This window comes from Rhizobium sp. RHZ01, from assembly GCF_014851595.1.
Classification (GTDB): domain Bacteria; phylum Pseudomonadota; class Alphaproteobacteria; order Rhizobiales; family Rhizobiaceae; genus Rhizobium; species Rhizobium altiplani.
On record NZ_JACUZZ010000001.1, the window covers coordinates 566,371 to 591,967 of the forward strand.

The 25,597-nt window shown below is 57.4% G+C and carries 21 protein-coding genes and 1 riboswitch; of the genes, 16 read left to right on the plus strand and 5 right to left on the minus strand.

Annotated features, from left to right (window positions below; genetic code table 11):
* Positions 1 to 53: 53 nt before the first annotated feature.
* The 6 genes from IB248_RS02610 to IB248_RS02635 all read left to right on the plus strand — a co-directional run bounded on the left by IB248_RS02610 (position 54) and on the right by IB248_RS02635 (position 6,072).
* Positions 54 to 1,544 carry a sugar ABC transporter ATP-binding protein gene (locus IB248_RS02610; RefSeq protein ID WP_112645786.1) on the plus strand — a complete coding sequence of 497 codons (1,491 nt, stop codon included), beginning with the start codon at positions 54 to 56 and terminating at the stop codon, positions 1,542 to 1,544.
* A complete protein-coding gene (locus tag IB248_RS02615; RefSeq protein WP_192240226.1) occupies positions 1,537 to 2,553 on the plus strand; it encodes an ABC transporter permease in 1,017 nt (338 codons plus the stop codon). Before IB248_RS02610 ends, IB248_RS02615 begins: the two co-directional genes overlap by 8 nt.
* Entirely contained in the window at positions 2,550 to 3,545 is a 996-nt protein-coding gene (locus IB248_RS02620) for an ABC transporter permease (RefSeq protein ID WP_062369877.1), read from the plus strand. Before IB248_RS02615 ends, IB248_RS02620 begins: the two co-directional genes overlap by 4 nt.
* A gap of 2 nt (positions 3,546 to 3,547) precedes the next feature.
* A complete protein-coding gene (locus IB248_RS02625) occupies positions 3,548 to 4,396 on the plus strand; it encodes a sugar phosphate isomerase/epimerase (protein ID WP_192240262.1) in 849 nt (282 codons plus the stop codon).
* Between the two features lie 69 nt (positions 4,397 to 4,465).
* Positions 4,466 to 5,113 carry a nucleoside triphosphate hydrolase gene (locus IB248_RS02630; RefSeq protein WP_192240227.1) on the plus strand — a complete coding sequence of 216 codons (648 nt, stop codon included), beginning with the start codon at positions 4,466 to 4,468 and terminating at the stop codon, positions 5,111 to 5,113.
* A gap of 89 nt (positions 5,114 to 5,202) precedes the next feature.
* Positions 5,203 to 6,072 (plus strand): sugar phosphate isomerase/epimerase family protein, encoded by an 870-nt coding sequence (locus IB248_RS02635; RefSeq protein WP_192240228.1) that lies wholly within the window; start codon positions 5,203 to 5,205, stop codon positions 6,070 to 6,072.
* A gap of 349 nt (positions 6,073 to 6,421) precedes the next feature.
* On the opposite strand, the gene IB248_RS02640 is transcribed toward IB248_RS02635, so the two are convergent.
* On the minus strand, positions 6,422 to 8,359 hold the full coding sequence (locus IB248_RS02640) for a TetM/TetW/TetO/TetS family tetracycline resistance ribosomal protection protein (protein ID WP_192240229.1): 1,938 nt from the start codon (positions 8,357 to 8,359) through the stop codon (positions 6,422 to 6,424).
* A gap of 446 nt (positions 8,360 to 8,805) precedes the next feature.
* Between IB248_RS02640 and IB248_RS02645 the strand changes: the two genes are divergently transcribed.
* Positions 8,806 to 9,909 (plus strand): NADH:flavin oxidoreductase/NADH oxidase, encoded by a 1,104-nt coding sequence (locus IB248_RS02645; protein WP_192240263.1) that lies wholly within the window; start codon positions 8,806 to 8,808, stop codon positions 9,907 to 9,909.
* Between the two features lie 161 nt (positions 9,910 to 10,070).
* Here the strand turns inward: IB248_RS02645 and IB248_RS02650 are convergent, their stop codons facing one another.
* From IB248_RS02650 to IB248_RS02665, 4 genes are all read right to left on the minus strand, one after another.
* Entirely contained in the window at positions 10,071 to 11,021 is a 951-nt protein-coding gene (locus IB248_RS02650; RefSeq protein WP_169684300.1) for a sugar-binding transcriptional regulator, read from the minus strand.
* 20 nt (positions 11,022 to 11,041) lie between these two features.
* Positions 11,042 to 12,508, minus strand: a complete 1,467-nt coding sequence (locus tag IB248_RS02655; protein WP_192240230.1) for an FGGY-family carbohydrate kinase — start codon at positions 12,506 to 12,508, stop codon at positions 11,042 to 11,044.
* Between the two features lie 69 nt (positions 12,509 to 12,577).
* Positions 12,578 to 13,534, minus strand: coding sequence for a transketolase family protein (locus IB248_RS02660; RefSeq protein WP_192240231.1), 957 nt, complete (start codon positions 13,532 to 13,534; stop codon positions 12,578 to 12,580).
* Positions 13,534 to 14,343, minus strand: a complete 810-nt coding sequence (locus IB248_RS02665; RefSeq protein WP_169684295.1) for a transketolase — start codon at positions 14,341 to 14,343, stop codon at positions 13,534 to 13,536. Before IB248_RS02665 ends, IB248_RS02660 begins: the two co-directional genes overlap by 1 nt.
* Before the next feature lie 211 nt (positions 14,344 to 14,554).
* Here IB248_RS02665 and IB248_RS02670 point away from each other — a divergent pair, with 211 nt between their 5' ends.
* The 9 genes from IB248_RS02670 (at position 14,555) to tkt (ending at position 25,427) form a co-directional block, all read left to right on the plus strand.
* A complete protein-coding gene (locus IB248_RS02670; protein WP_169684293.1) occupies positions 14,555 to 15,535 on the plus strand; it encodes an ABC transporter permease in 981 nt (326 codons plus the stop codon).
* A gap of 114 nt (positions 15,536 to 15,649) precedes the next feature.
* A complete protein-coding gene (locus tag IB248_RS02675; RefSeq protein WP_169684291.1) occupies positions 15,650 to 16,579 on the plus strand; it encodes a sugar ABC transporter substrate-binding protein in 930 nt (309 codons plus the stop codon).
* Between the two features lie 28 nt (positions 16,580 to 16,607).
* Positions 16,608 to 18,086, plus strand: coding sequence for a sugar ABC transporter ATP-binding protein (locus IB248_RS02680; RefSeq protein ID WP_169684290.1), 1,479 nt, complete (start codon positions 16,608 to 16,610; stop codon positions 18,084 to 18,086).
* A gap of 36 nt (positions 18,087 to 18,122) precedes the next feature.
* Positions 18,123 to 18,911 (plus strand): SDR family oxidoreductase, encoded by a 789-nt coding sequence (locus tag IB248_RS02685; protein WP_169684288.1) that lies wholly within the window; start codon positions 18,123 to 18,125, stop codon positions 18,909 to 18,911.
* A gap of 4 nt (positions 18,912 to 18,915) precedes the next feature.
* On the plus strand, positions 18,916 to 19,653 hold the full coding sequence (gene tpiA, locus IB248_RS02690; RefSeq protein ID WP_192240232.1) for a triose-phosphate isomerase: 738 nt from the start codon (positions 18,916 to 18,918) through the stop codon (positions 19,651 to 19,653).
* Between the two features lie 68 nt (positions 19,654 to 19,721).
* Entirely contained in the window at positions 19,722 to 20,504 is a 783-nt protein-coding gene (locus IB248_RS02695) for a glucose 1-dehydrogenase (RefSeq protein WP_192240233.1), read from the plus strand.
* A gap of 105 nt (positions 20,505 to 20,609) precedes the next feature.
* A riboswitch (FMN riboswitch) is annotated at positions 20,610 to 20,754 on the plus strand.
* Between the two features lie 114 nt (positions 20,755 to 20,868).
* Positions 20,869 to 21,495 (plus strand): 3,4-dihydroxy-2-butanone-4-phosphate synthase, encoded by a 627-nt coding sequence (ribB, locus tag IB248_RS02700; protein ID WP_169684282.1) that lies wholly within the window; start codon positions 20,869 to 20,871, stop codon positions 21,493 to 21,495.
* A gap of 1,171 nt (positions 21,496 to 22,666) precedes the next feature.
* Entirely contained in the window at positions 22,667 to 23,008 is a 342-nt protein-coding gene (locus IB248_RS02705) for a hypothetical protein (RefSeq protein ID WP_169684281.1), read from the plus strand.
* Between the two features lie 388 nt (positions 23,009 to 23,396).
* On the plus strand, positions 23,397 to 25,427 hold the full coding sequence (tkt, locus tag IB248_RS02710) for a transketolase (RefSeq protein WP_192240234.1): 2,031 nt from the start codon (positions 23,397 to 23,399) through the stop codon (positions 25,425 to 25,427).
* Positions 25,428 to 25,597 lie beyond the last annotated feature (170 nt).

Sequence of the window (25,597 nt, forward strand, 5' to 3'; positions counted from 1 at the left end):
ATGCAAAACCTGGGGCCGACCGCTGAAGCAGCGGTTGAACAGGAGGATACTCCATGAGCGTCGAACCGCTGCTTTCACTCAAGAACATCAAGGTCACCTTTGGCGGCGTACGCGCGCTGAAGGGTGTGTCCTTCGAGGTCAACCCCGGAGAAGTCCACTGTCTCGCTGGCGAGAACGGATGCGGCAAGAGCACGCTCATCAAGGTGATTACCGGCGTCTACAAACCACAGGACGGTGCTGAATTTTATTTCGACGGCAACCCGATCTCGGCCATGACACCCACTCTGGCGCAATCGCTCGGGATTCAGGTGATCTGGCAAGACTTGGCGCTGTTCGGCGAAATGAGCGTCGCCGAAAACATAGGCTTCCAGTACGCAGTCAACGGCAAATATGGGCTTGTCGACAAGCGTGCCATCGAGGACGCGGCTGAGAAGGCACTCGCTCGCCTTGGGGTGAGCATCGACATTCATCTCCCGCTCAAGGAGTTGCCGATCGCGCAGCGCCAGATCGTTGCGATAGCGCGCGCCCTTGTGGGCGAAGCCCGGCTCGTCTTCATGGATGAGCCGACGGCGTCGCTGACCCAATCGGAGACCGACTATCTCATTGACATCGTCCGCAACCTTTCCGCTTCAGGAGTGGCGGTGGTCTTCGTGTCGCACCGTCTTGCGGAAGTCCTCGAAATATCCGACCGAATGACCGTGCTCCGCGACGGGGCCCTCGTTGGTGTCTTCCCAGTCGAGGGGATGACGCAGTCACGAGTAACCGAACTGATGACCGGCAGGAACTTCGACAGTTCCGTTATCGCTACCGATCACGACAACGAGGCGGTCGTGCTCTCCGTGCGGGGACTGACGCGAGCCGGCGAGTTCGAGGATATTTCGTTCGATCTTCGCCGAGGAGAGACGCTCGGGATCACCGGCCTTCTCGGAGCAGGGCGCACCGAGCTAGCTCTCACGCTCTTCGGGATGCACCGCCCACAGGCGGGCGAGGTCACCATCGAAGGTGAGCGGGTCAGGTTCGGTTCCAATCGCGACGCCATTCGTGCTGGTGTTGCCTACCTTTCGGAAGACCGCTTGTCGCTTGGCCTCAATCAGCCACAGTCGATCGCCGACAACCTTGTTATGGCATCGCTTGATAAGCTGCTGTCCGGCGGGATGATCTCGCCGGCCAAGAAAGCGAGCGTTGTCAGCCATTGGATCTCGGCGCTCGGCGTCAAGATTGGAACGCCAGACGACCCCATCCGGACTTTGTCAGGCGGCAACCAACAACGCGTGGCGATCGCCAAGTGGCTCGCGATCGGCCCGAAAATTCTCATCCTGGACGCCCCAACCGTAGGCGTCGACGTCGGCGCGCGAGCGGGCATCTTCGACATTGTGCGCAAGCTTGCGGCTCAGGGGCTGGCGATCATTCTGATCTCCGACGAGCCGCCCGAGGTCTACTTCAATGCGGACCGCATCATTCACATGGTCGAGGGCAAGATCCACGCGACCTATGATCCGCGACAGTTGTCGCTCAGCGAACTGGAGTCTGCCGTCTATGCGTAGGCTGATCCTTGGACACACAACCGAATTCACACTTCTGGCGGTCATGGTCGTGCTTTGCATCGGGCTGTCTTTTGGCACGGAGCGTTTTCTTACGATCTCGAACGCCTTTGATGTGCTGAACGTCTCGGCCGTCAACATCATCTTTGCCGTCGGACTTCTAGTCGTCTTGATTTCCGGCGGGATCGACATCTCCTTCGCCGTTGCCGCATCGGTGGTCCAATACGTCACGGCGCTTGCGCTTGGCGCGCTGGGTGGCGGCAACTGGGCGGAAGGCTTCATCATCGCGGGGGCGGTTGGGATCGGCCTCGGGCTGATCAATGCCGCATTGGTCTACCGGCTTCACATCATCTCGATCGTAGCGACGATCTCGACCTTCAACATCTTCTTCGGACTCCTGATGTTCTTCACCAAGGGCGTGTCGATCTACGATCTGCCGGAATGGCTGACGACGCGCGTCGTGTTCTTTGAACACGAGATGGCCGATGGATCCTGGGTCGAACTCACACTTCCGGTGGTGGTGATGATCCTCTGCTGCTTTGCGACCTGGTTGATGATCTCGAGGACGACGATCGGCCGCCAGCTTTACGCTTTCGGAGACAATCCTGAAGGAGCACGTCGCTTCGGGATCAACATCGGCGCCATGCACTACATCTCGTTTGGATGGCTTGGCCTGATGGCTGGCATCGCCGGCCTGATGCAGGCTCACTACGCCGAGGAAGTTGTTCCGAATGCGCTTTATGGTCGCGAACTCGACGTCCTCGCCGCCACGGTTCTCGGTGGTGCGCGGCTGGGTGGTGGTAAGGGATCCGTTATTGGCTGCGTCCTCGGCGTCCTGATGGTTTCGATCACGCAAAACGGGCTCAACCTGATGGGCGTGTCGCCCTTCGCGTTCAAGATGATCGTCGGCGCAATCATCCTCATCGCCATCACGCTTTCTTCCGCGCGCATTGACAAGCTTCTGCCATTCCTCGCGAAAAGCAACGCCAAAAGGGGGAGCTCGCACTCATGAAAGCCATCGCTCAAAAGTTCAACGCCACCTTCGGCGCGGATATGACCGGCCCGGCGATCGCATTCTTAGCAGTGATGGTGATCTTCGGACTGGCCGCCAACAACTTCATTTCGTCGGCAACCTTCGGATCGGTGGCATTCCAGCTTCCCGAACTCGGGCTTCTGACGCTCGCAATGCTGCTGCCACTTTTGACCGGCGGGATCAACCTCTCGGTGACGTTTACCGCAAACCTATCTGGACTGGCCGCCGCCTGGGTCATGCAATCGTACGGCGGCGTAGATGCCTCGCCGGCTGCATTCCTGCTGGGCGTCCTTGCTGCGCTGGCGACGGGCGGCGCCGCAGGCCTCATGACCGGCGCTGCCATTGCCTACACGCGGGCCCACCCGATCCTTGTCACGCTGTCGATGATGATCTTCTTGCGCGGGCTTGGCGAGTTCCTCACCCGAGGCGGCGACGTGTCCGGATTTCCGAGCTTCATCGCTCCTATCGGACACGGGTCGATCTTCGGATTTCCAATTCCGCTCTTGATTTTCATAGCCTGCGTCGGGATCTGGCAGCTTCTGCTGACGCGCTTCAAGCTCGGCTTCGGCCTGCTGATGATCGGCTCAAACATCGAGGCGGCTCGATACTCCGGCCTGAATACGCGTCGCATACTGGTGCTGGTCTACACGCTGTCGGGTCTGATGTGCGCCGTCGCAGGTGTGATAATGCTCGCCCGCTTCAATTCGGTCCGCGTCGGCCACGGCGAGTCCTATCTGCTGATCACCGTGCTCGCCGCGTTTCTCGGCGGCATCGACCCGTTCGGCGGTTTCGGTCGCGTATTGCCGGTCTTTGTCGCTCTCATCGTGCTCCAGCTCCTTTCGTCGGGCCTGAACCTGATGGGTGCCAACCAGCATCTGGCAACGGCGCTTTGGGGCGTGCTGATGATCGTCGTCATGGCCGCAAGAACTATCGTTTCAACGTACATCGCATCACGCAGAAAGAAGGGATGACCGTGCAAGGTTTTGGAATTCACGCGAGCATGTGGACTATGAACTGGGACCGCGCAGGCGCGGAGCGGGCCATTGCCGGTGCTAAAAAGTACAAGATGGAATTTGTCGAGATTCCACTTGCTGACGCGCCGTCGGTCGATGCCAAGCACACTCGCGACCTTTTGGAAAAACATGGCCTGCGTGCAGCATGCTCGCTCGTACTGCCGGAAGCGGCATGGGCCTCGGCAAGGCCGGACGCCGCCATCCGTCACCTGAAGGTGGCGATAGACAAGGCGGCCGAGATGGGCGCCGAGGCACTTACGGGCGTCACCTACGGCGGTACCAACGAACGCACTGGAGCTCCTCCGACACAGGCGGAGTACGACAACGTCACGCGTGCGCTCGAGGCGGCCGCGAAGCATGCCAAATCCCAGGGCATCCAGTTCGGCGTTGAAGCCGTGAACAGGTACGAAAACCATCTGGTCAACTCGGCCGAACAAGCTGTGGCTTTGGTCGAACGCATCGGTGTGGACAATGTGTTCGTCCATCTCGATACGTTCCACATGAACATCGAGGAGAAGGGGGCCGCAAACGGCATCCTGGCCGCGCGCGATCACCTCAAATACATGCATCTTTCGGAAAGCGATCGCGGGACCCCCGGTGCAGGCAACGTGCCTTGGGATCCGATCTTCGCCGCTTTGTCGGCGATCGGCTTCAAGGGCGCGCTTACCCTGGAGAGTTTCGTCAGCATGCCGCCGGAGATGGCCGGCGACATATCGACCTGGCGACCGGTTGCGCGTGACGAGGAGGAAGTCATGGGCAATGGCCTCTCTTTCCTGCGCAACAAAGCCGCACAATACCAACTGGCATGACTTCGCAATGTTCAGCGCCCCCAACGGCGTTGGTAGCGGAAAGTGCGAAGTGGCAACGGGAGGAAATCCTTGAGCAAGATTGAAGGAAACGCGCGGAATATCGCGAAGATCGCGGCGCAACGCTTCAACGAAAGCAACGGTCGGCGAGTTCTGATAGCCGTAGCGGGAGCACCCGGTTCAGGTAAATCCACGCTCGCGGAGCGCGCCGTGGAGATTATCAACAAGGATCATCACCTCAACGCAGCCCTGTTTCCGATGGACGGATACCACTATGACGATGTCGTCCTGGAGCAGATGGGGCGCCGGCCTTACAAGGGGGCAATCGACACCTTCGATGCTCATGGTCTGCGTCACATGCTCAAGCGCTTGAAGGCCAACGAGGACGACGTCGTTGCCGTTCCGGTATTCGACCGCTCGATCGAGATCGCGCGGGCTGGCGGCAATCTAATTCCCCGGTCGACGAACATCATTGTCTGCGAAGGCAACTACCTGCTGGCGCGCCAGCCGCCCTGGGACAAGTTGAAGGAGATTTTCGACTTCACCGTATTCGTCGACGTGGACGAGGATCACCTGCGGCAGAGACTTCAGAACCGCTGGCGGAGCTACGGCCTCGATCCGAAGGAGATCAATCGGAAGGTCGAAGAGAACGATCTGCCGAACGGACTTGCGATCGTAGCGGGAAGCGCCGAGCCGGACCTCCGCATCGAGAACAACTGATCCGCGAAGGCCGACCGGAGGTAGCTGCGGTCCGCCACTGCCAACCCCGCCAGGGACATTCGGCGGGATCTACTACATTGGAGACTCCTATGAAACACGGAATTTACTACTCTTACTGGGAACACGAGTGGAGCGCAAAATTCGGCCCCTACGTCGAGAAGGTAGCCAAACTCGGCTTCGACGTCATCGAGGTAGCTGCACACCATATCAATGAATACAGCGACGCCGAACTGGCAGAAATCAGACGGACCGCCACGGACAATGACATCGTCCTCACGGCCGGGATCGGTCCTTCGAAATCCAAGAACCTTTCATCACCGGACATTGCGGTGCGCCAGGCGGGAAAAGCATTCTTCGAGCAAACGCTTACAAACGTCGCAAAGCTTGACATCAAGACGATCGGCGGCGCGCTGCATTCCTATTGGCCGGTGGACTACTCGAAGCCAGTCGACAAGGAGGGCGACCGGGCTCGCGGAGTCGAGGGTATTCACGGCATTGCGGATTTCGCCGCCAACTTGGGAATTAACCTTTGCATCGAAGTCCTGAACCGCTTCGAGAACCACGTTCTCAACACCGCCACAGAGGGTGTCGCATTCGTGAAGGATGTCGGGAAGCCGAATGTTAAAGTGATGCTCGATACCTTCCACATGAACATCGAGGAGGACAGCTTCGGCGAGGCGATCCGCACCGCCGGCCCGCTGCTCGGACATTTCCATACGGGTGAAAGCAACCGTCGAGTGCCCGGTAAAGGAAGAATTCCTTGGCACGAGGTCGGCCTGGCACTTCGCGAGATCAACTATACCGGCGCTGTGGTCATGGAGCCGTTCGTAAAGACCGGTGGAACGATCGGATCTGATATCAGGGTCTGGCGCGACCTCACCGACGGCGCAGACGAAACGAAAATGGACGAGGATGCTCGAAACTCTCTGGCATTTTCTCGATTTGTACTCGGCGGCTGATCTTGACGATGCGTTCAGCCCCTTGGATCACATTGCCATAGATGCAAGAGGGATCCAAATTGGAGCCTCAGAAGATTGGCGAAACTCAGGCCACAAGGGCCGCCGTGCGGCGTCATCACAAACCAATACCCCTGCGCGCGAGCGCAGGGCAGCTTTGAGCATGTAATATGGTTATACCGCTCCCGATTTTCACCACACGCATTTGGCAAATAGCGCGTCCAAGTTTTTGGTCCTGCTTCGCTGTGTGGGGATCGCTACCCCTTACCCTGGCAAGGTGGACCATATTGGTCGTCACCAGTTGGCTGTTTCCAGTACTCTGATAGCAGAACTGTCCGCTCCCGCGAGTGTCTCAATGGATCGCCCGAAGATAGTTGATGCGATCAAAGGGGTTTGCGCCCGTGCGAGCGCGAGCACGAGGCCGGACCGCAATGGGGCTGTGATGATCGAACGCGTTTTCCAAAACCCCGGCACCGCCGGATAATCCGGGCAGGACCCGTCGCAAAGCCTGGACCTGAGCGGAGGTAACCATGCCTCGCAATTGGGCGATACCACCTTCAATCAGCGCTTCCTCGGTCGATGCTCCTGATTTTGCGAGTGCGACCTGCACGTTGGGTAATGCGGTTACGGGGACCTCAAGCCGAAAACGCTCTATGGGCTCGCAGATGATCGTTTGCGCGGAAGTAAGAGCTGCCGCCAAAACGAGTGGTGTAAGCCCTCGGAAATCAGCCGCAGTGCTAGACGGCGAGTGATGTCGGACCGAAGTGAGCGCGACATGACAGTCGATTACCTGCCACCCATGGATGCCAGCCTTTAGGGTCTCGGATACCGTCTCCTCGATGGCTCGGTAAAACCCAGCGGGCATTTGTCCCACATCCACTTCCATCGCGAAACTATTGCCTGTCCCTTCCGGGCGTGGCTCGACCCGTAGGCCAATCGTTGCAAGAAAGGGGTTGGGCTCCTTGAAGATGACTTCAAGTCCGCGTCCTGTCCCAATCGGCCGCTCGACAAGGATGACCGTACTTTCCTGAAACACCGCGTCAACTCCGTAGTCTACAAGTAACGTTGACTGAATGACTTCCTTCTGAACCTCGCCATAAAGAGACAGATACATTTCGCTCGCATCTTCATTTGTGTGCAGGTTGATCAGTGGATCCTGTTCCGACAGGTGTTGCAGGGCAGCCCATAAAGCGCGGCTTTCCGACGGTCGTTGCGGTGAGACCTGGGTCTCCAGTGTCGGTGGTGCGAATTGCCCTTCGAGATAAGAGCGACCGTCTGTTCCAACTTCATCCCCGATCTGCGCGTCGGTTAGTCCCCCAATCTTGGCGATTTGACCGGCGCGTGCACATTCGTGTCTATGCAGGTTTCCTTCGCCAAAAACCTGGATGCTCGTTACCTTAGCGTTGCCAGTTGGCAGTTGAAGATGTCCACGCGCGGCTACCGTGCCTGAAGTCAGGTTAAGGTAGGCGAACTTCTCTCCGCCCCAACCGCGCTCGATTTTGAAGATGCTTCCCTTTACCGGGCCGTCAGGAGAAGGGGTTCTGCTGGGCAAAAGTGTCTCGATTGCTGAGAGGAGTTCCGACACACCGGTGCCGGTCATTGCGACCCCGCAGTACACCGGATGGATCAGGCCATTGGCGACCTGATCTGCCAGGGCTTTGGTAAGCCGCGCTGGCGTCAACCGCTCCGGAGCAGCAACGAAGTCACGAAGCAGGCAGTCGTCATTGACAGTGAGCATCTCGCAAAGGGCCGACAAACCCGGATCGTGGCTGACATCGATTGATTTAGCAGCCGCAATGCGGCTTCCGATATCCATCGCTTCCATCATCGCTATCGGCCGCACCGCCAATTGCTTGGCGATGTCTGCAACGACGTCGAGGTAACGCGCTCCCATCCGGTCGATCTTGTTAACAAAGACGAGGAACGGAATGCCAAGTCGTTGCAGGGCGCGTACCAGCACTCGCGTCTGAGCTTGTACGCCTTCGACGGCCGATACGACCACAATGGCCGCATCGAGCAACCTAAATATTCGCTCGACTTCGGCGATGAAATCTGGGTGACCGGGAGTGTCGATCAAATTGACGTCCAGATCGTTGATCCGGAACGACACTACAGCCGCAGCGATGGTTATCCCGCGTTGTCGTTCTATGGCGAGGCTGTCTGTTTGGGTGTTGCCGCCATCGACACTGCCGAGTTTGGCGATTGCACCTGTATCGAAAAGGAGGCGTTCCGTAAGGCTAGTTTTGCCTGCATCCACATGAGCTAGGATGCCCAAATTTAATGTGCGCATGATCCATCAACTTCTCAAAATTTCGGGTTTGATCTTGTTGAGAAGTCACTCGGCGCACGGGGCCTCCAGGATAGAGAAATAGCTGTATCTCAAGTTGGCGATACCCTTAGAACTTGTAGTGATGCTGAGAAATTTCGTCAAGCGAGAGGCAGTCGACGGTGGCCTCTTCAGCAGAAGCTCATCGTGGAAGGTCCGCAGTGTGTGGATCATCAAGAAATGAGTAGCAAGCAGTGAGCTAACGAAGAGAGGCAGACCGATCGCAGGGATAGCGTCGGAGCGGCGAGTATATGAATGCCATGAGCCAAGCGCTAGCGTCAAAACTGGAGTGCCATTTCTGCGGCCGGGAAGTGGCAACTCAAAGACAATATGTTATTGAAAAGCCCGCTCAACGGGAGCCGTTGAAAGTAGACCTCTTGAAATGGAATTTCCCTGATCAAGGAGACCCAATGCCAAACCCTGTTCTGTTTTCCCCTTTCCGGGTTGCCGGGCTGGAGCTTGCGAACCGCATCGTCATCGCGCCCATGTGTCAATACTCAGCGGAGAATGGATGCACCACTGACTGGCACCTTATCCACTTGGGGCAGCTTGCGCTCTCCGGCGCGGGTTTGCTGACCATAGAGGCTACCGCTGTAGTGCCAGAGGGACGGATCACATTCGCGGATGTCGGTCTCTACGATGACGCAACCGAAGCTGCCCTAGCTCGGACGCTGGATGGAGTGCGCCGATATTCGGATGTGCCGATTGCTATTCAGCTTGCCCACGCCGGTCGCAAGGCGTCGACAGATATCCCATGGCTGGGAGGCAAGCAGATCCCGCCAGGCCACGATGATGGTTGGCAAACTGAAGCGCCTTCTGGTGTGGCATTCCTTCCTGAGTACGTGCCCCCTACAGCTCTCGATCAGGGGGGATTAAAGCGCGTTCGTGACGCATTCGTCGCGTCGGCAAAACGTGCCGCCAATATCGGCATCGACGCTGTCCAGATCCACGGTGCGCATGGCTATCTTCTGCATCAATTCCTTTCACCACTGTCCAATAAGCGAACTGACGACTATGGCGGCCCGCTCGAAAATCGAATGCGCTTTCCTCTGGAAGTCTTCGATGCCGTTAGGAGCGCATTCCCGGCGGACAAACCCGTGACAATGAGGGTTTCAGCGACGGACTGGGTCGAGGGAGGTCTGGAACTGGCGGAGGTGACCGTCTTTGCAAAGGAGCTTGAGGCGAGGGGATGCGACGCGATCCACGTATCGAGCGGCGGGCTGGATGCCAAGCAATCAATTCCAGTCGGGCCTAACTACCAGGTCCCACTTGCGCGGGCCATCAAGAATGAAATCAAGATCCCGGTCGTGGCGGTTGGTTTGATAACTGAGCCTGTACAAGCTGAGGCGATCGTAGCCACCGGTGACGCGGATCTGGTCGCAATTGCACGGGCCGCACTCTACGACCCTCGTTGGCCTTGGCATGCAGCCGCAGCGCTGGGAGGTCAGGTATCCGCGCCTCCGCAATATCTACGGTCGCAACCTTCACAGTACAAAAATCTATTCCGACCCTAGGGTTATACAGAAGTCTTAACCAATGTGGTCAGCCGGTAACGCGCATTAGGGCGAGTTCAACTGTTCAACTCGAGCTCGGGATCAGAGAACTGGATGCGCGGCGAATGACGCCGAGGTCGAGGATAGCCGTGAACGTTCTGGCCACGGATGTTGCCAAGCGCCTAATCAACCAGTCTCTGAGCTGTGAACTTGTCTGTGATCAAAGTGTCGATGACCCCAATTCGAAGGGCACCAGATATTGCCGCGGTCTTCTTCGATCCGCCCGCCAAGGCTATAACGCGATCTACGCGGTGTAGGTCCTCAAGTGGCAATCCCATCACCCGTTCATCCAGCGGCGTTTTCACAGCCTTTCCTTCTTTGTCAAAAAACCGAAGGGATATGTCGCCAACTGCCCCAGCTTCAGCTAGATCGGCGAGTTCCCGCGAAGAAAAGATGTTGCCAGATCGCGCGAGAAGCTCGGATGGCTCGACAGCGCCGATGCCTACAATCGCGAGCGTTATGCTACCGAAAAGGTCGATTGTCTCCCTGACGAACGGATCGGCTTGCATAAGCAGCTTTGCCTCCCGAGACGATGTCACCCCTTGTACGGGTAACAGCTTTGGTTCGGCGCCGGTCAAACGAGCAAGACGCGTCGTCAGCTGCGTCGCATGCGTTTGTACGGAGGGATCTCCCATGCCACCGAGGGTTTGGACGACGTATTTTGCCTGTGCACTCTTTTGGGGATGAATGTTCTCCACCATCTTAAAGATGGTCTGGCTCCAGCTCGAAACCCCGATGATCTCTCCTGGCGCAAGCGTTACTTCGAGAAGATGAGCTGCGGCTTCACCGATACGTGCCATGATAGCGCCGTCTCTGTCTTCTGAGCACTCAACGACAACTGCTTCAGGCAGGCTGTACTTTTCTCTCAAGGCCTGCTCGAGTTCGCTGTAGGTGCCAATGGGCGGTATGACGCTTGTTCTTACTATATCTTCCGCTTCTGCCCGTTTCAGCATACGGGACACTGTGGCCTGTGACAGGCGGAGGTGCTCTGCGATGTCCGCCTGCCGCCGTCCCTCGATGTGGTACATCTGGGCAACTCGCGAAATAAGCCGTAGTTCGTTTAGGCGAGACATTGCTGATCCGATGTGAATTTTTATTCACATGTAGCCGGTGTTTGACGGCCAGTCGAGCGGTGAAGCGCATCATTCCAGGTATTGAGAAGGTCTTTTCGATCGACCGTCATCGGCGTGATGAATTGTGTGGTTCTGGGAAGTCTCTCGATGACAGTGAGATCACGCCATAGCCCCAAGGATAAGCCCGCCAAATAGGCGGCGCCAAGTGCCGATGCTTCCGGGGCTTCGCATTGAATGACTGTATGTTCGACGAGGTTCGAGACGCATTGCATCAGGAATCGATTCTGGCTGGGACCACCGTCCACATAGAGGGCGCCAAGCTCTCCGCCACTCTGTGTCCGCATCGCCGTGATCACGTCGTTGACTTGGAAAGCGATCGAGTCTGTCACCGCACGTGCCATTTGCGCACGCGTCGTGCTGAAGTTGATCTGCGAGAATAGAGCTCGGGCATCAGAGTTCCAGTAAGGTGCACCTAATCCAACAAAAGCTGGCACGAAGCCAGGTCCGCCCGGCTCTGCGGTCTCCGCCAGATCGACGAGCGCTGCCACGTCCGGCAGGCCAAGAATGCCAGCCATCCAAGGTAGGCTGGCGGCTGAAACGAGGATATTGCCCTCGAAAGCGAACGTGGGTGTTCCGTTAATTCGCCATGCGACGGTTGTCGTGACACCGTTCTGGGGCGCAATGAAGCGCGGAAGGGTCGTCATTACCGACGAGCCCGTTCCAAACGTTATCTTGCCGTCTCCAGGCTTGAACGCTCCGTGACCGAATAGCGCTGCATGACTGTCACCGATTGCGGACCTGATGGGAGTGCCATCTGGTATCCCAGGAAGCCCCTTGGTCGTTCCAAAATCTGCCGAGCTATCCAGAACCTCGGGCAAGAGCGATGTATCGACGCCAAAGATCTCACCGAGTTCCTCGCTCCATTTCTGCTGCGTCAGATCGAACAACTGACTTCTCGCCGCATTCGAGGCGTCACAGACGTGCCGGTCCCCATTGGTCAGGCTATGTATGAGCCAGCTGTCGATAGTTCCCAACCGGACTCTGCGAGCGGTCGGCACGCGGTCGAGGAGCCACCGAAACTTCGAACCCGGAAACATTGGATCAAGCGGAAGACCGGTGAGCGCTTGCACACGATCAAGACATCCTTGGGCGACCAGACGCTCACAGTCTGGGGCAGTGCGTCGGCACTGCCAGCTAACGACCGGACCAAGCGGATCACCCGTTTCTGCATCCCACGCGGTAACTGACTCCCTTTGATTGGAAATGGCGACCGCCTCGACCGTGATGTCAGGGACCGCTTTCAGGCAGGCTTCGATTGCCTCACAGACGGATGCGTAGAGGCGACGAGGGTCCTGCTCCACCCAGCCAGGCTTAGGATAAGAGATTCCGACCGGGGCCGAGCCTCTCGCGACCACTTCTCCCTCTTCACTAACGAGAACCGCCTTGGAATTGGTTGTTCCCTGGTCGATCGCAAGAATAGCCCGCATGATTCCCTCCGAATTAGATGAACCGGGGCAGCAAGCACCCGCGCCCCGGTTTGGCAGTTTACGTCCAGGCTACTTGCGCTTGATCAAGGCTTGGGCGGCGTCGGCGATCGCGGTTGGGGCCATACCAAACTCATCGAGCAGGAACTCAGCCGACCCGGTCGGCGCGTAGATCCCAGGTACGCCAAGACGCTTCATTGGAACCGGAGCGTTGTCGACCACCACTTCGGCGACGGCCGAACCGAGTCCGCCGAAGATGGAATGTTCTTCGGCCGTTACAATGGCGCCGGTATCGTTGGCCGCTTTGATGATCGCTTCCTCGTCGATTGGACGAACCGTGGCAAGATTGAGCACCCGGGCGCTGACGCCGCGCTCAGAAAGAATTTCTGCGGCTTTCACGATGCGATGGGTCAGGGTACCATTTGCGATGAGCGTGACATCCGAACCTTCACGCAGCAGATTTGCCTTGCCCAATTCGAACTTATGACCCTCTGGCAGGAGATCCGGAACGCCAACGCGCGACAGCCGCAGGAAGCACGGTCCCGCATAGGTCGCTGCCCATTCCACCGCCGCGGCGGTCTCAATCCTGTCGCAGGGCGCGATCACCGGAAGATTGGGCAGGACGCGGGTCCAAGCGAAGTCCTCGATAGAATGATGAGTCGGGCCGAGCTCGCCGTAAGCCATGCCGGAGGAAATGCCAACGAGCTTCACGTTAGCATTCGAGTAGGAGATGTCAGCCTTGATTTGCTCGAGCGACCGTCCGGTGAGAAAGGGCGATGCGCCGCAAACGTAGGGAAGGCGGCCGCCGTTCGCCAGGCCAGCTCCAACGCCGACCATGTTCTGCTCCGCGATACCGACGTTGACCAGACGGTCCGGAAACTTCGACTTGAAGCCCCCGAGCTTCGAAGAACCCACGGAATCGTTGCAAACCGCGACAATAGTTTCATTCTCTGTTGCCAGACGCTCGAGGGTCGCTGCGAACGCGTCGCGGCAATCATAGAGCTTTGGTGTGGCTACTGGTGCGTTCATCACACTGCCTCCGATAGTTCTGCCAAAGCAATTTCGTACTGTTCCTTGTTCGGAACTTTGTGATGCCAGTCGACTTTGTCCTGCATGAACGAAATTCCATGACCTTTGTTGGTGTGGGCAACGATGCAATGCGGCCGTGTACTGCGATGTTCGAGCGCTGAGACGACCTCGCTCATAGCGTTTCCGTTGATTTCCGTGACCTCCCAGCCGAAAGCTTCGAGCTTCGGGCGAAGGGGTGCAAGGTCGTTCGTATCTGCCAGGGCCGCGCCCTGCTGGAACCTATTGTGGTCGACAACGAGCGTGAGGTTGTCCAGCTTGAACTGGGCGGCGGCCATTATCGCTTCCCAGTTGGAGCCCTCCTGCATCTCGCCATCGCCGGTGACGACATAGGTGTGATACTTCGCGCCCGAGAGCTTGGCGGCTTTCGCCATGCCGACTGAAACTGGCAAGCCGTGGCCGAGGGGACCAGTATTCGTCTCGACTCCCGGAACCTTATTGCAGTTCGGATGACCGTTCAGTCTGGAGTGCGGCTTCAGAAACGTCGAAATTTCATCTTCCGGGATAAATCCCCGCTTTGCCAGGGTCACGTACAGAGCGCACGCCGTATGACCCTTGGAAAGGACGAACCTGTCGCGGTCCGGATGCTTTGGCTGGTCGGGCCAGATCTTCAGCACGCGGAAATAAAGGGCCGTCAGAATGTCGATGACCGACATCTCGCCGCCGATGTGACCGGCGCCAGCTTCAACGACCGCCTGAAGATCACGCAATCTTATCTCGCGAGCTTTCCGCTCGAGCTCTTGGATATCCATGGGTTCCTCTCGTGCATAAATATTCACATGTCAATATTTTTGCACAATAGCCGATTTAGTCAAGCCCTTCGAGCACTAGCTTGCAAACAAGAGTGTATACAAAACAGGTTGACACCGTTTAACCAACTTGTTAATGAATTTTCCAGCAGGTGTGAATATTTATGCGCACTTGAACAATTATTGGCTACCAACCTAGATTCAGGGAGGAACGATGGTGGCGCTCGATATCCATGAACAGCGACTTCCGTCCGGGAACTGGCTAAGCAAGCTCAAGGGAGCTACCGGTCCGCTTGTAGGCCTGCTGGCGCTCTGCATCTTTTTGAGCTTGAGCACCGACGCGTTTCTTTCCGTTCGGAACGGTCTCAATATTCTCGATCAGATCACCGTCCTCGGCATCATGGCTGTCGGGATGACCTTCGTCATCCTGATTGGTGGCATCGATCTTTCCGTAGGCTCAGTACTCGCCCTTGCGATGATGGTGATGGGCTGGACGGCCAACGTCGCTGGTTTGCCGCTCCCAATAGGGATCGTATTTGGCCTGATTGCATCAGCTGTCTCAGGGCTGATTGTCGGACTACTTGTGACACAGTTCAGAGTACCTGCATTCATTGCCACTCTGGCCATGATGTCCGCTGCACGCGGCGTGGCGAACATGATTACGGATGGCCAGCAAATCGTTGGTTTTCCCGACTGGTTCATGATGCTGGCGATCGACCGGCACTTTGGAATTCTCACGGCGACCGTATTCCTGATGCTTGCCGTCGTGCTGGTGGCCTGGCTCTTTCTGCACTTCCGTTCGGAAGGCCGAATGCTCTACGCGGTCGGCGGAAACCCGGAAGTGGCACGTCTCGCTGGTATCAACGTCAAGCTCGTGACGATTGGCGTCTACGTCGTAAGCGCGGTCCTCGCTGGTCTCGCAGGTATCGTACTTGCGGCACGCCTGGACTCGGTGCAGCCCTCCAGTGGTTTCGGCTATGAGCTGGATACCATTGCAGCGGTCGTAATTGGCGGGACCTCACTCTCCGGAGGCGCTGGAGGCATCGGTGGCACGCTCATCGGCGTCCTTATCATCGGGGTTCTTCGCAACGGCCTCAATCTTCTCAACGTTTCGCCGTTTCTGCAGCAGGTGATCATCGGCATCGTCATCGTCCTTGCAGTCGGCGCAGAGACCATTCGTCGGCGTCGCGCCTGACGACAGCTGCCGCAGATCGGCGGCCTCAGGAATTCCGCCCCACACGTGGGGCGGATCAATACCCCAAGGGGGAGGTGTTACCCGAGGGTTCTATTCAACAACGGAGGAACTACTATGAAAATTGCACGTACCATGCTCGCGTCTGCTGCCTTGCTCGGTCTCGCGCTCAGCCCCGTTCATGCGGCTGAACTAAAGAAAGTAGGCTTGGCCGTCGCCAACCTGCAGGCAAATTTTTTCAACCAGATTAAGCAATCGGTAGAGGCTGAGGCCAAAAAGCGTGGCATCGAAGTCGTAACAGTCGATGCGAAGGGAGACGGCCCAACACAGGTCAACCAGATCCAGGACCTTCTGACCCAGAACATCGACGCATTGATCTACATTCCGGCAGGCGCTGCCGCTGCAACCGTTCCAGTCAAACTGGCCAAGAGTGCGGGCATTCCTGTCGTCAACGTCGACCGAAACGCCGACGGTGCGCCCGGCGACACCTTCTTGGCAACGGATTCGGTCGCATCCGCGAAGAACGTCTGCGACTACATTCTCAAGCAGGCTGGCGGCAAGGGTAAGATGGTTATCATCCACGGCCAGAAGGGCACGACGCCGGAAGTCGACCGTTCCAAGGGTTGCGCTGAATCCCTGAAGGCAAATCCGGATGTCAAGGTCGTTGCCGAGCAATACTCGAACATCTGGAGCCAGGACGAAGGCTTCCAGATCATGCAGAACATGCTTCAGGCAAATCCTGACGTATCAATCGTCTTCGCGCAAGCTGACGCACTTGCGCTCGGTGCTGCTCAGGCGATCAAGGTCGCCAACCCTTCCCAGAAGATCGTGGTCGGCGGCTTCGATGGCGATACTGCTGCCCTTGAAGCGTTGAGCAAGGGCGTCTTCGACGTAACTGCCACACAGCAGACACAGAAGATGGGCCGCGACGCTGTCGAAAACGCCGCAAAGCTTGTTGCTGGAGAAAAGGTGCCACCAGTACAGCTCCTCGATGCCACGCTGACGACCAAGGAAAACGTCGCAGGCTTCATCGCCAACCACCCGTAACAGCGTTGAGATCTTGAGGAGGTGTGCCATGACTGATCCGGTTCTTTCCCTGAGAGGCATTTCCAAGCGGTACGGACCGCTCCAGGTCCTGAAGAATGTCAGCCTGGATGTCTATCCCGGCGAAGTGGTCGCACTTCTCGGCGAGAACGGAGCGGGAAAGTCGACGCTCTCAGGCATCATTGCCGGGTCGCGCACGCCATCCGAAGGATCGATGACTTGGCTGGGGCAGCCCTATGCCCCAGCTACCCCAAGAGAGGCAATCGACAAGGGTGTTGTCCTGATCCATCAGGAACTGCAACTCCTGCCACAGCTCTCCATTGCAGAAAACGTCTTCATTGGCCGTTGGCCGATGAAGAACGGTGTTGTCGATCGTGCACAGATGGTTCGCCGCGCCCAAGAACAGCTCGCCCGCCTCAACCTGCACATTCCGGCGACACGGAAGGTCGAAGGACTTTCCACTGCAAATCAACAGCTCATCGAAATCGCCAAGGCACTTGCTCTCAATGCCAAGCTGCTGATCCTCGACGAGCCGACGGCTGCTCTTGGCGGTGCCGAGACCGAGGCACTATTCGAGCAGGTCCGAAAGCTTCGCTCGGAGGGCGTCGGCATCATCTACATCTCTCACCGCATGGAGGAGATCAAGAAGATTACCGACCGGATCGTCGTGCTGCGTGACGGCGAGCGCGTGCAGGAATTCGCTGACAGCTCAACGCCCGTCCGCACCATCGTCGAAAGCATGGTCGGTCGTTCGCTGGAACGGATGTTTCCGACGCTCCCAGTACCGACCGACCGGCCGGTCCTGCAGGTCTCGGGACTGAGTTCGCCTGAAAATTCGTTCCGCGAGGTGACCTTTGATGTCAAGGCGGGCGAGATCCTCGGAATTGCAGGATTGGTTGGAGCCGGTCGTACAGAACTGGTTCGCGCCATATCTGGGGCGGATCCAATCAGCGCTGGCTCGATCAAGCTCGAAGGCAAGGAACTTAAACTGCGCGACCCCGCTGACGCGATTGCCAAGGGTATTGTCATGGTTCCCGAGGATCGCAAAGATCAAGGGTTGGTCGTCGGGCACAAGATCGGCGAGAACATAATTTACGCCAATCTGGACAAGCTGGGTGGTGGTTGGATCACGCCAAGCGCCAAGCGTTCGTTCGCGGAAAAGGCCGTCGCCAAGTTTGGCGTAAAAGGTCGTGCGGAGCAGTATGCCTCCGACCTGTCGGGCGGCAATCAGCAGAAAGTCGTCATCGCAAAATGGTTGATGCGCGATCCGAAGGTCGTTGTCCTCGACGAACCCACCCGGGGCATCGATGTCGGCGCCCGCGCGGGTATCTACGACATCATTGCAAATCTCGCCAAACAGGGTGTCGCGGTCATCGTCGTTAGCTCCGACCTCGAGGAAGTTCTCGGTGTATCGAACCGCATCTTGGTCCTCGCGCAGGGCAAGCAGGCAGGAATTCTCAACCGTGACGAGGCAAACGATGTCTCCGTCATGGAGCTAGCGACAATCTAAATAGACGAAACAATGCACTTATAGAAAGGAAGAGCGATGTCCGACATCTCTCTGAACGCCCCAAAGCTATTCGATCTCAGCGGCCAGGTTGCCCTCGTAACCGGCGCAGGAAGCGGAATTGGCCAGCGTATTGCTATTGGTCTTGCGCAGTGCGGTGCAGACGTCGCGTTGCTTGATCGTCGCACAGATGATGGTCTAGCCAATACAGCCAAGTTCATTCAGGCTGCCGGTCGGCGCTCACTACAAATCGCGGCCGACGTCACCAGCAGATCATCTCTCGGCGACGCTGTTGCGCGGACAGAGGCTGAACTGGGCCCATTGGAACTTGCTGTCAATGCGGCTGGTATAGCCAACGCCAATCCCGCGGAAGAGATGGAGGAGGACCAGTACCAGACGTTGATGGACATCAACCTCAAGGGCGTCTTTCTTTCCTGCCAGGCCGAGGCTCGCGCGATGCTGAAGAACGGGCGAGGTGCCATTGTCAACATCGCGTCCATGTCTGGCGTGATCGTCAACCGGGGACTGAGCCAGGCACACTACAACGCCTCCAAAGCAGGCGTGATTCATATGTCGAAGTCGTTGGCGATGGAATGGGTTGAGCGCGGGATTCGCGTCAACACGATTTCGCCTGGCTACACTGCGACGCCTATGAACACGCGCCCGGAGATGGTTCATCAGACAAAGCTCTTTGAGGAGCAGACACCGATGCAGCGCATGGCAACGGTCGATGAGATGGTAGGTCCAGCCGTGTTCCTGCTGTCGAATGCCGCGAGTTTCGTCACCGGCGTCGATCTCCTCGTCGACGGTGGCTTCTGCTGCTGGTGATGCGATGAGAAAGCTTATAGCAGGCAACTGGAAAATGAACGGTCTCGCTTCCTCCCTGGCTGAGATCGAGGCGCTGAAGGGAATAACGGGCACGGCGGCGTGCGATATCGTCGTCTGCCCGCCCTTCACGCTGATCGAAAAGGCTTCTGTGCGATCCAATGGTTCGAACATTGCAATCGGCGCCCAGGACTGCCACGCGCATATTTCAGGTGCGTATACTGGGGATGTCTCAGCGGAAATGGTTGCTGATGTGGGTGCTCGCTTCGTCATTATCGGCCACTCCGAACGTCGCGTCTTACATCATGAAACCGACACTACGGTTTCCAGCAAGGTGACTACGGCTCACAAGGCCGGACTGACGGCAATCATTTGCGTGGGTGAGACCCGCAGTGAGCGCGACGAGGGAAGGGCGGTTGAGATCATCGATGGGCAGCTGCGTGGGTCAATTCCGGCGGGTGCCTCAAGCTCCAACATTGCAATCGCATACGAGCCCGTCTGGGCGATAGGAACTGGCCTTATTCCGACCTTGGAGCAGATCGAAGAGATCCATGCTTCCATCAGGCGCATGCTGGAAGAGCGTCTTGGCGAGGACGGTCGCAAGGTGAGAATCCTCTATGGGGGTTCGGTAAAGGCTTCAAATGCTGCCGATATCCTCAGGATCGCCAACGTGAACGGAGCCTTGGTCGGAGGCGCATCATTGAAGGCTGCAGATTTCGCCGAGATCATTCTGGCCGCCTCCTGAAGACGGCCTGAGGAATTTCGGCTGCCTCTTTGAGCTTCAACATCGTCAGACAATTAGAAGGAAAGACTATGAGACGCTTCGAAAACAAAACCGTCGTCATCACCGGCGGAAGCCGCGGTATTGGTGCTGCAATTGCCAAGCGGTTCGCGCGAGAAGGAGCCAACCTCGTGGTTTCCGCCAACGAAGACTCGGTCCATGCCGTCGCTGAGCAGATCAAGGCGGACGGTGGCAAAGCTATCTCGTTTGTCGGAGACGTGACAGATAAGGCCAGCGTTAAGGCACTCTATGACGCAGCGGAAAAGGAATTTGGCACGATCGACGTATCCATTCAGAACGCGGGTGTCATTACCATTGCCCGTATCGAGGATATGACCGAAGGCGAATGGGACAAGGTTCTGGCAGTTAACACCAAGGGTGTCTTCCTGTGTGCCCAGGAAGCGATTATGCGGATGCGCAAGCATGGGCGCGGTGGACGTATCATCAATACGGCGTCGGGTCAGGCACGCGACGGCTTTATCTTCACCCCACACTATGCTGCTTCAAAGATGGGCGTTGTTGGCATCACTCAAAGTCTCGCCAAGGAAGTCGCAAAGGAAAACATCACCGTGAACGCCTTCTGCCCGGGCATCATCGAGACAGATATGTGGGCCTACAACGATCAGGCTTGGGGCAAGCTGCTTGGCAATTATGGCCCTGGAGAACTGATGAAGGAATGGGTCGAAGGCATCCCTATGAAGCGTGCTGGGTCGGGCGAGGACGTCGCTGGCCTCGTCACCTTCCTTGCCAGCGACGATGCTACCTACATCACCGGCCAGACGATCAATGTTGATGGTGGCTTGATCATGTCCTAGTCCCGTTCGACAATGAGGAACGGTGCGTTTATAGCGGGAAGGGAGTTTTCGCCAGTTTATCGCGACGTTGCTCTTGCGGACTGATGCAGTGAATGTCTATGTTACGCATGTTCTCAGGGCGGGGTGTAATTCCCCACCGGCGGTATCGAGGCAACTCGGAGCCCGCGAGCGCCTTCGCGAAAGCGAAGGGTCAGCAGATCCGGTGAGATGCCGGAGCCGACGGTCATAGTCCGGATGGAAGAGAGCAACGCAGGAGTCGTCGTGTTTGACGACGACTTGTATGCTTGTTCGCCCAAGGGAAAATTGTGGCTGTTAAAGGCCATGCTCGCCGCTCACCGCGGCAACCCTTGAAAGGCAGAAGAGAATGGCAATTTCCAAGATTGATGATGCGATCGCCGCGATTGCGCGTGGCGAGATCGTCGTTGTTGTCGATGACCGCGATCGTGAAAACGAAGGGGATCTCGTGATTGCCTCCCAAGCAATCACTCCTCAATCGATCGCGTTCATGATGAACAACGCGCGTGGTCTCATCTGCGTTGCGATGGAAGGCGAAAGGCTCGACGAGCTCGATATTCCCCTGATGGTTCCGCGCAATACTGAAGTGCTCAAAACAGCGTTCACTGTGTCCGTGGACTATATCCCAGAAACAACAACCGGGATTTCTGCTGCCGATCGCGCAGCGACCGTTCGGGCCCTCGTCACCGACGGCTCTCGTCCCGAGGATTTTGCACGACCAGGACATATCTTCCCGCTGAGAGCCCATCCAAACGGCGTTCTCTCTCGTCCGGGCCACACGGAAGCGGCGGTAGATCTTGCCCGGCTTGCTGGTCTTTCACCATCGGGGGTGATCTGCGAAGTGGCAAACGACGACGGAACGATGGCTCGGCTACCCGAGCTGGAAGTGTTTGCTGAAAGACACGGTCTCCACCTAATCACGATCGAAGATCTCATCGCGTATAGAACGTCCAGCCTGTCTTCCAAGGCCGCATGATTTTCGGAATTGCAGGCGCGATTTCCATTGGGGAATCGCGCCGAAGCTAAAGATGGACGTCAGCCGACGGACGGGTAGCAAAGTACGGCTGCGTGCGACATGTCCGCCATCGGATAGCTTTTTACGGGACGCTCCCTTCCCGTTGGTCTTTAGGCGGCTAAAAAACGCCAAGTCTCGCACCGCCGTGGCTACTAAGGCTAATACATCCAAGGGTGGGTCGGTCGCCGACACGTTTTCGGCCGTAGCGTTAGACCTGGATGGCGAAATAACTGAGCTCAGATCTCAATTGGCTCAAAAACTGCTATTGCAGAATGAGCAATTAAAGCAACTGCTTGCGCGTTATAGCGGGTATGGAGTCAAGCGGACCAAGTGATTTCGGTGTGGCCGGACCAGCATCCGACACGAGCTTGTTGTTGTCGTCTGAAAGATAAAGCCCTTTAGCGCCCGCTGCAGCAGCCCTAGCCGTAGCTTTGGGTTGCCGTCGACTTCCGCAGAGAAAATCAGGGAGTCGGATTCTTTTGAACTATCCGCTCAAGACTCAAGCTTTACCGCCGCCAATGTTCACTGTATGTTCTGCTTCTCCATAGCGAGGTTGATGGACAGTGAGAATCGATACCCGATTGCATCGAGATAAAAAGCGCTTAGCGCAAACAAAGCTGACTTCGTTGGCCGACGACCATCCTTTGCGGGAGAAATATTACCTCTGGATACAAGAACTCGATGACCTGATGGCCGGAAGCGAGGCTAGGTTCTCTGAAAGTGACTCTCGGAAGCATAACGCCGTCGTGCAAGCCGAACCGAGGGGAGTGGACGATGGTGATGAAGTCCTTGGTCAAGAAATAGGTAGAACGGGAATCAATTTGCCTGTCGGCCCGGGAGTTGCTTGCAATGACAAGCGCCCAGTTCATTCTAGGCAGGCAGACCGGTTGAAATGCTCGGCGGGCGTTGACGAGCGAAGAAAAGAGCTAATGGCCGAAAACCAATGGCTTCGTGACATGCTTGGGCGATATGGCAATGCGGTCGACGACGGGCGAAGGCACCGCGCCGCGTCCCCTAGCGGGGGGGCAGCCAGCAAACGATGCCTCTGACGGGCCAGTTGTCGCGCTTCTCGATAAGCCCCTATCGAATAAACGTTGAATGCTCTACCCTACAAAGCTCCAAGAAGCTTCGGTTGACCGAGATGACTTTGGAAAAGGGCAAAACCTACCACATCAATGGCGAAGGCACGAAGCGGCAGGAGGCAACCCTACGTCAACGCCTTCGGCTCAAGTGGCTGCCTTTTGGAGACGGCGCCAAACCCGAGGCGATTGATCAATACGAGAGGTTTCTTGCCCTGGCGGATGATGAACAGCGCGTGTTTGTGGCGACCCTCGACGCCGATGAAGCCGAACTTTACATCGCATTGATGGCCGCCAGGGCGATGTATGTCGACCCCACCGGTCGTAAAGATGGAAGCATTACGGAAGCCAAGGTTAAGGCCCATCCCGAACGGTATCAATGGAAGCCGGAGTAACGCGCCGCTGGGGCAGTCTCGCTGCCTGTCAGGACCAGTGCGTCGCCACCTCATCCTGCCAAGCATTCAATTCTTACCGGAACGGCATGTGCGTGATGCTTAGCGTTCGCAAGCCGACGCGGTGAAATATTTGCCTCCTGTGGCGGGTGCTTGGTCAAACTGAGAGGCGTCGCGTTGGTTGTGAACAGCAAGCCCGCGAAGATGCGTAAGTAAATTGAGAATGCTTTTCCGAGCGGCTGTTCCCGTAGCTTCCAGCTTTCACATTCCGGGGACAGCCAGTACACCTTCTGATGTGTGACCCATAGTCGCTGACGCGTCACCATTCTGTCGCTTCTTCGTCCTCGCCCTATCTCCAAGCGAGATACTCGGTCTGAACTAGGAGATACCCATGCCCGATACGACCGCATCTGTTCCCGCGCCAAAAGACCCCCACCTCCGCAAGCTCGCCAACTGCATTCGGTTCCTTTCCATGGACGCGGTCCAGAGGGCCAAAAGCGGTCACCCCGGCATGCCAATGGGCATGGCAGACATCGCGGCCGTGCTTTTCTCTGAGTTCATGAAGTTCGATAGCAAGGACCCTTACTGGTACGACCGTGACCGGTTCCTGATCTCGAACGGTCATGGCTCGATGCTGCTCTACAGCCTTCTGTATCTGACCGGCTACGAGGACATGACCATCGATGAGATCAAGAATTTTCGCCAAATCGGTTCGCGAACAGCAGGACACCCAGAATACCATCACGCGACAGGCATCGAAACGACGACCGGTCCACTGGGGCAGGGGCTTGCCAACGGGGTCGGCATGGCCCTGGCCGAGCGGATCATGAACGCAAAGTTCGGCGACGATCTTTCGAACCACTACACCTACGTCTTCCATGGCGACGGTTGCCTGATGGAGGGCATCAGCCAGGAAGCCATCGCGCTCGCAGGACACCTGAAACTCGGGAAGCTCATCTATTTCTGGGATGAGAACTCGATTTCCATCGACGGCGCGACCAGTCTCGCCGAGTCCGATGACCATCAGGCGCGTTTCCGTTCGGCCAACTGGCATGTCCTGCAGATCGACGGACACGATACCGATGCTATCAGGGCAGCGATCATCGAGGCGCGGAAGGTCACCGACCGACCCTCGATGATCGCCTGCAAGACGATCATCGGTTTCGGCTTCCCGACAAGGGCCGGTACCCAGAAAGCGCACAGTGATGCGCCGGGGGAGGAAGAGATTGCGGGTGCAAGAAAGCTCCTGGACTGGTCGTCGCCTCCGTTCGAGATCCCAGGTGACCTGCTTGAGGCGTGGCGCTCCATTGGCTCAAAGGGGCAAAACCAGCGGATGGCGTGGGCAGTACGCGTCCAAACTGCGAACGATGAAATCCGCACGGAATTCGCGCGCCGGATGAAAGGTGAGTTGCCGCGCGACTGGCGCAAGGCGATCGAGGCGGCCAAAAGTGAGTTGCTGGCAAGCGAGAAGGATATGGCCACTCGCCAAGCCAGTGGCACCGTCCTTAATCATCTGGCTGAAGCCTTGCCGGAATTGATCGGAGGTTCAGCCGATCTGACGCCATCCAACAACACGAAAGCCAAGTCCCAGGTCGAGATCGCCCCCGGTCAGTATGCGGGCTCCTACATCCATTATGGCGTCCGCGAGCATGGTATGGCCGCCACGATTAATGGCATCGCCCTTCACGGGGGATTGATCCCGTACGGCGGCACGTTCCTGACGTTCTCTGACTACGCACGACCTGCCATTCGCCTTGCCGCCATGATGGAAATCCGCTCGATCTTTGTGATGACGCACGATTCTATCGGCTTGGGCGAAGATGGGCCGACTCATCAGCCAGTCGAGCATCTGTCCGCACTTCGGGCAATCCCAGGGCTCGCTGTTTACCGCCCGGGTGATCCGATTGAAACGGCAGAATGCTGGGAAGCAATTCTCGACGTTCCCCGCAGAGCTGCTCTCATCGCACTATCTCGGCAGCCAATGCCATTGCTGCGCAGGAACCCTGGAAGCGAAAACCTGTCAGCCAAAGGCGGGTACGTGCTGCTGGAAGCGGAAGGAGGCGAGCGTCAGCTGACTATCATGGCGACCGGCTCGGAACTCCATCTGGCGGTTCAAGCTCGGGATCGGCTGCGGGCCGGAGGTATTCGGGCCGCCGTCGTCTCGATGCCATGCCGACTATTGTTCGAGGCTCAGACGCCCGAGTACAAGAGGAAGGTACTCGGCGTGGGATCTGCGCGGGTCGCTGTAGAGGCTGCCGTCCAGGATAGCTGGGACCGATATCTCGGGTTCAATGGTCGGTTCGTGGGTATGCATAGCTTCGGTGCATCCGGAAAGATCGCCGACGTCTACAACAAGTTCGGCATCACAGTGGATGCCGTGGTGAAAGCCAGCGAGGAAGCTCTGGCCTCCGGTTCGGCTTGAAGGCTGTCTATCGTGTACCCCAAGGTGCTAAGCGCACCTTGGGCGCTGCCGCATAGCCTGTTCTATATCTTCGATGATTTCGATCTAGTTTTTCGCCATTCCGCTTTACTAGGCGGCACCCCAACTAAGACCCCAAAATCCAAACGATTGGGCGTCGGCGGTTAGCGTCG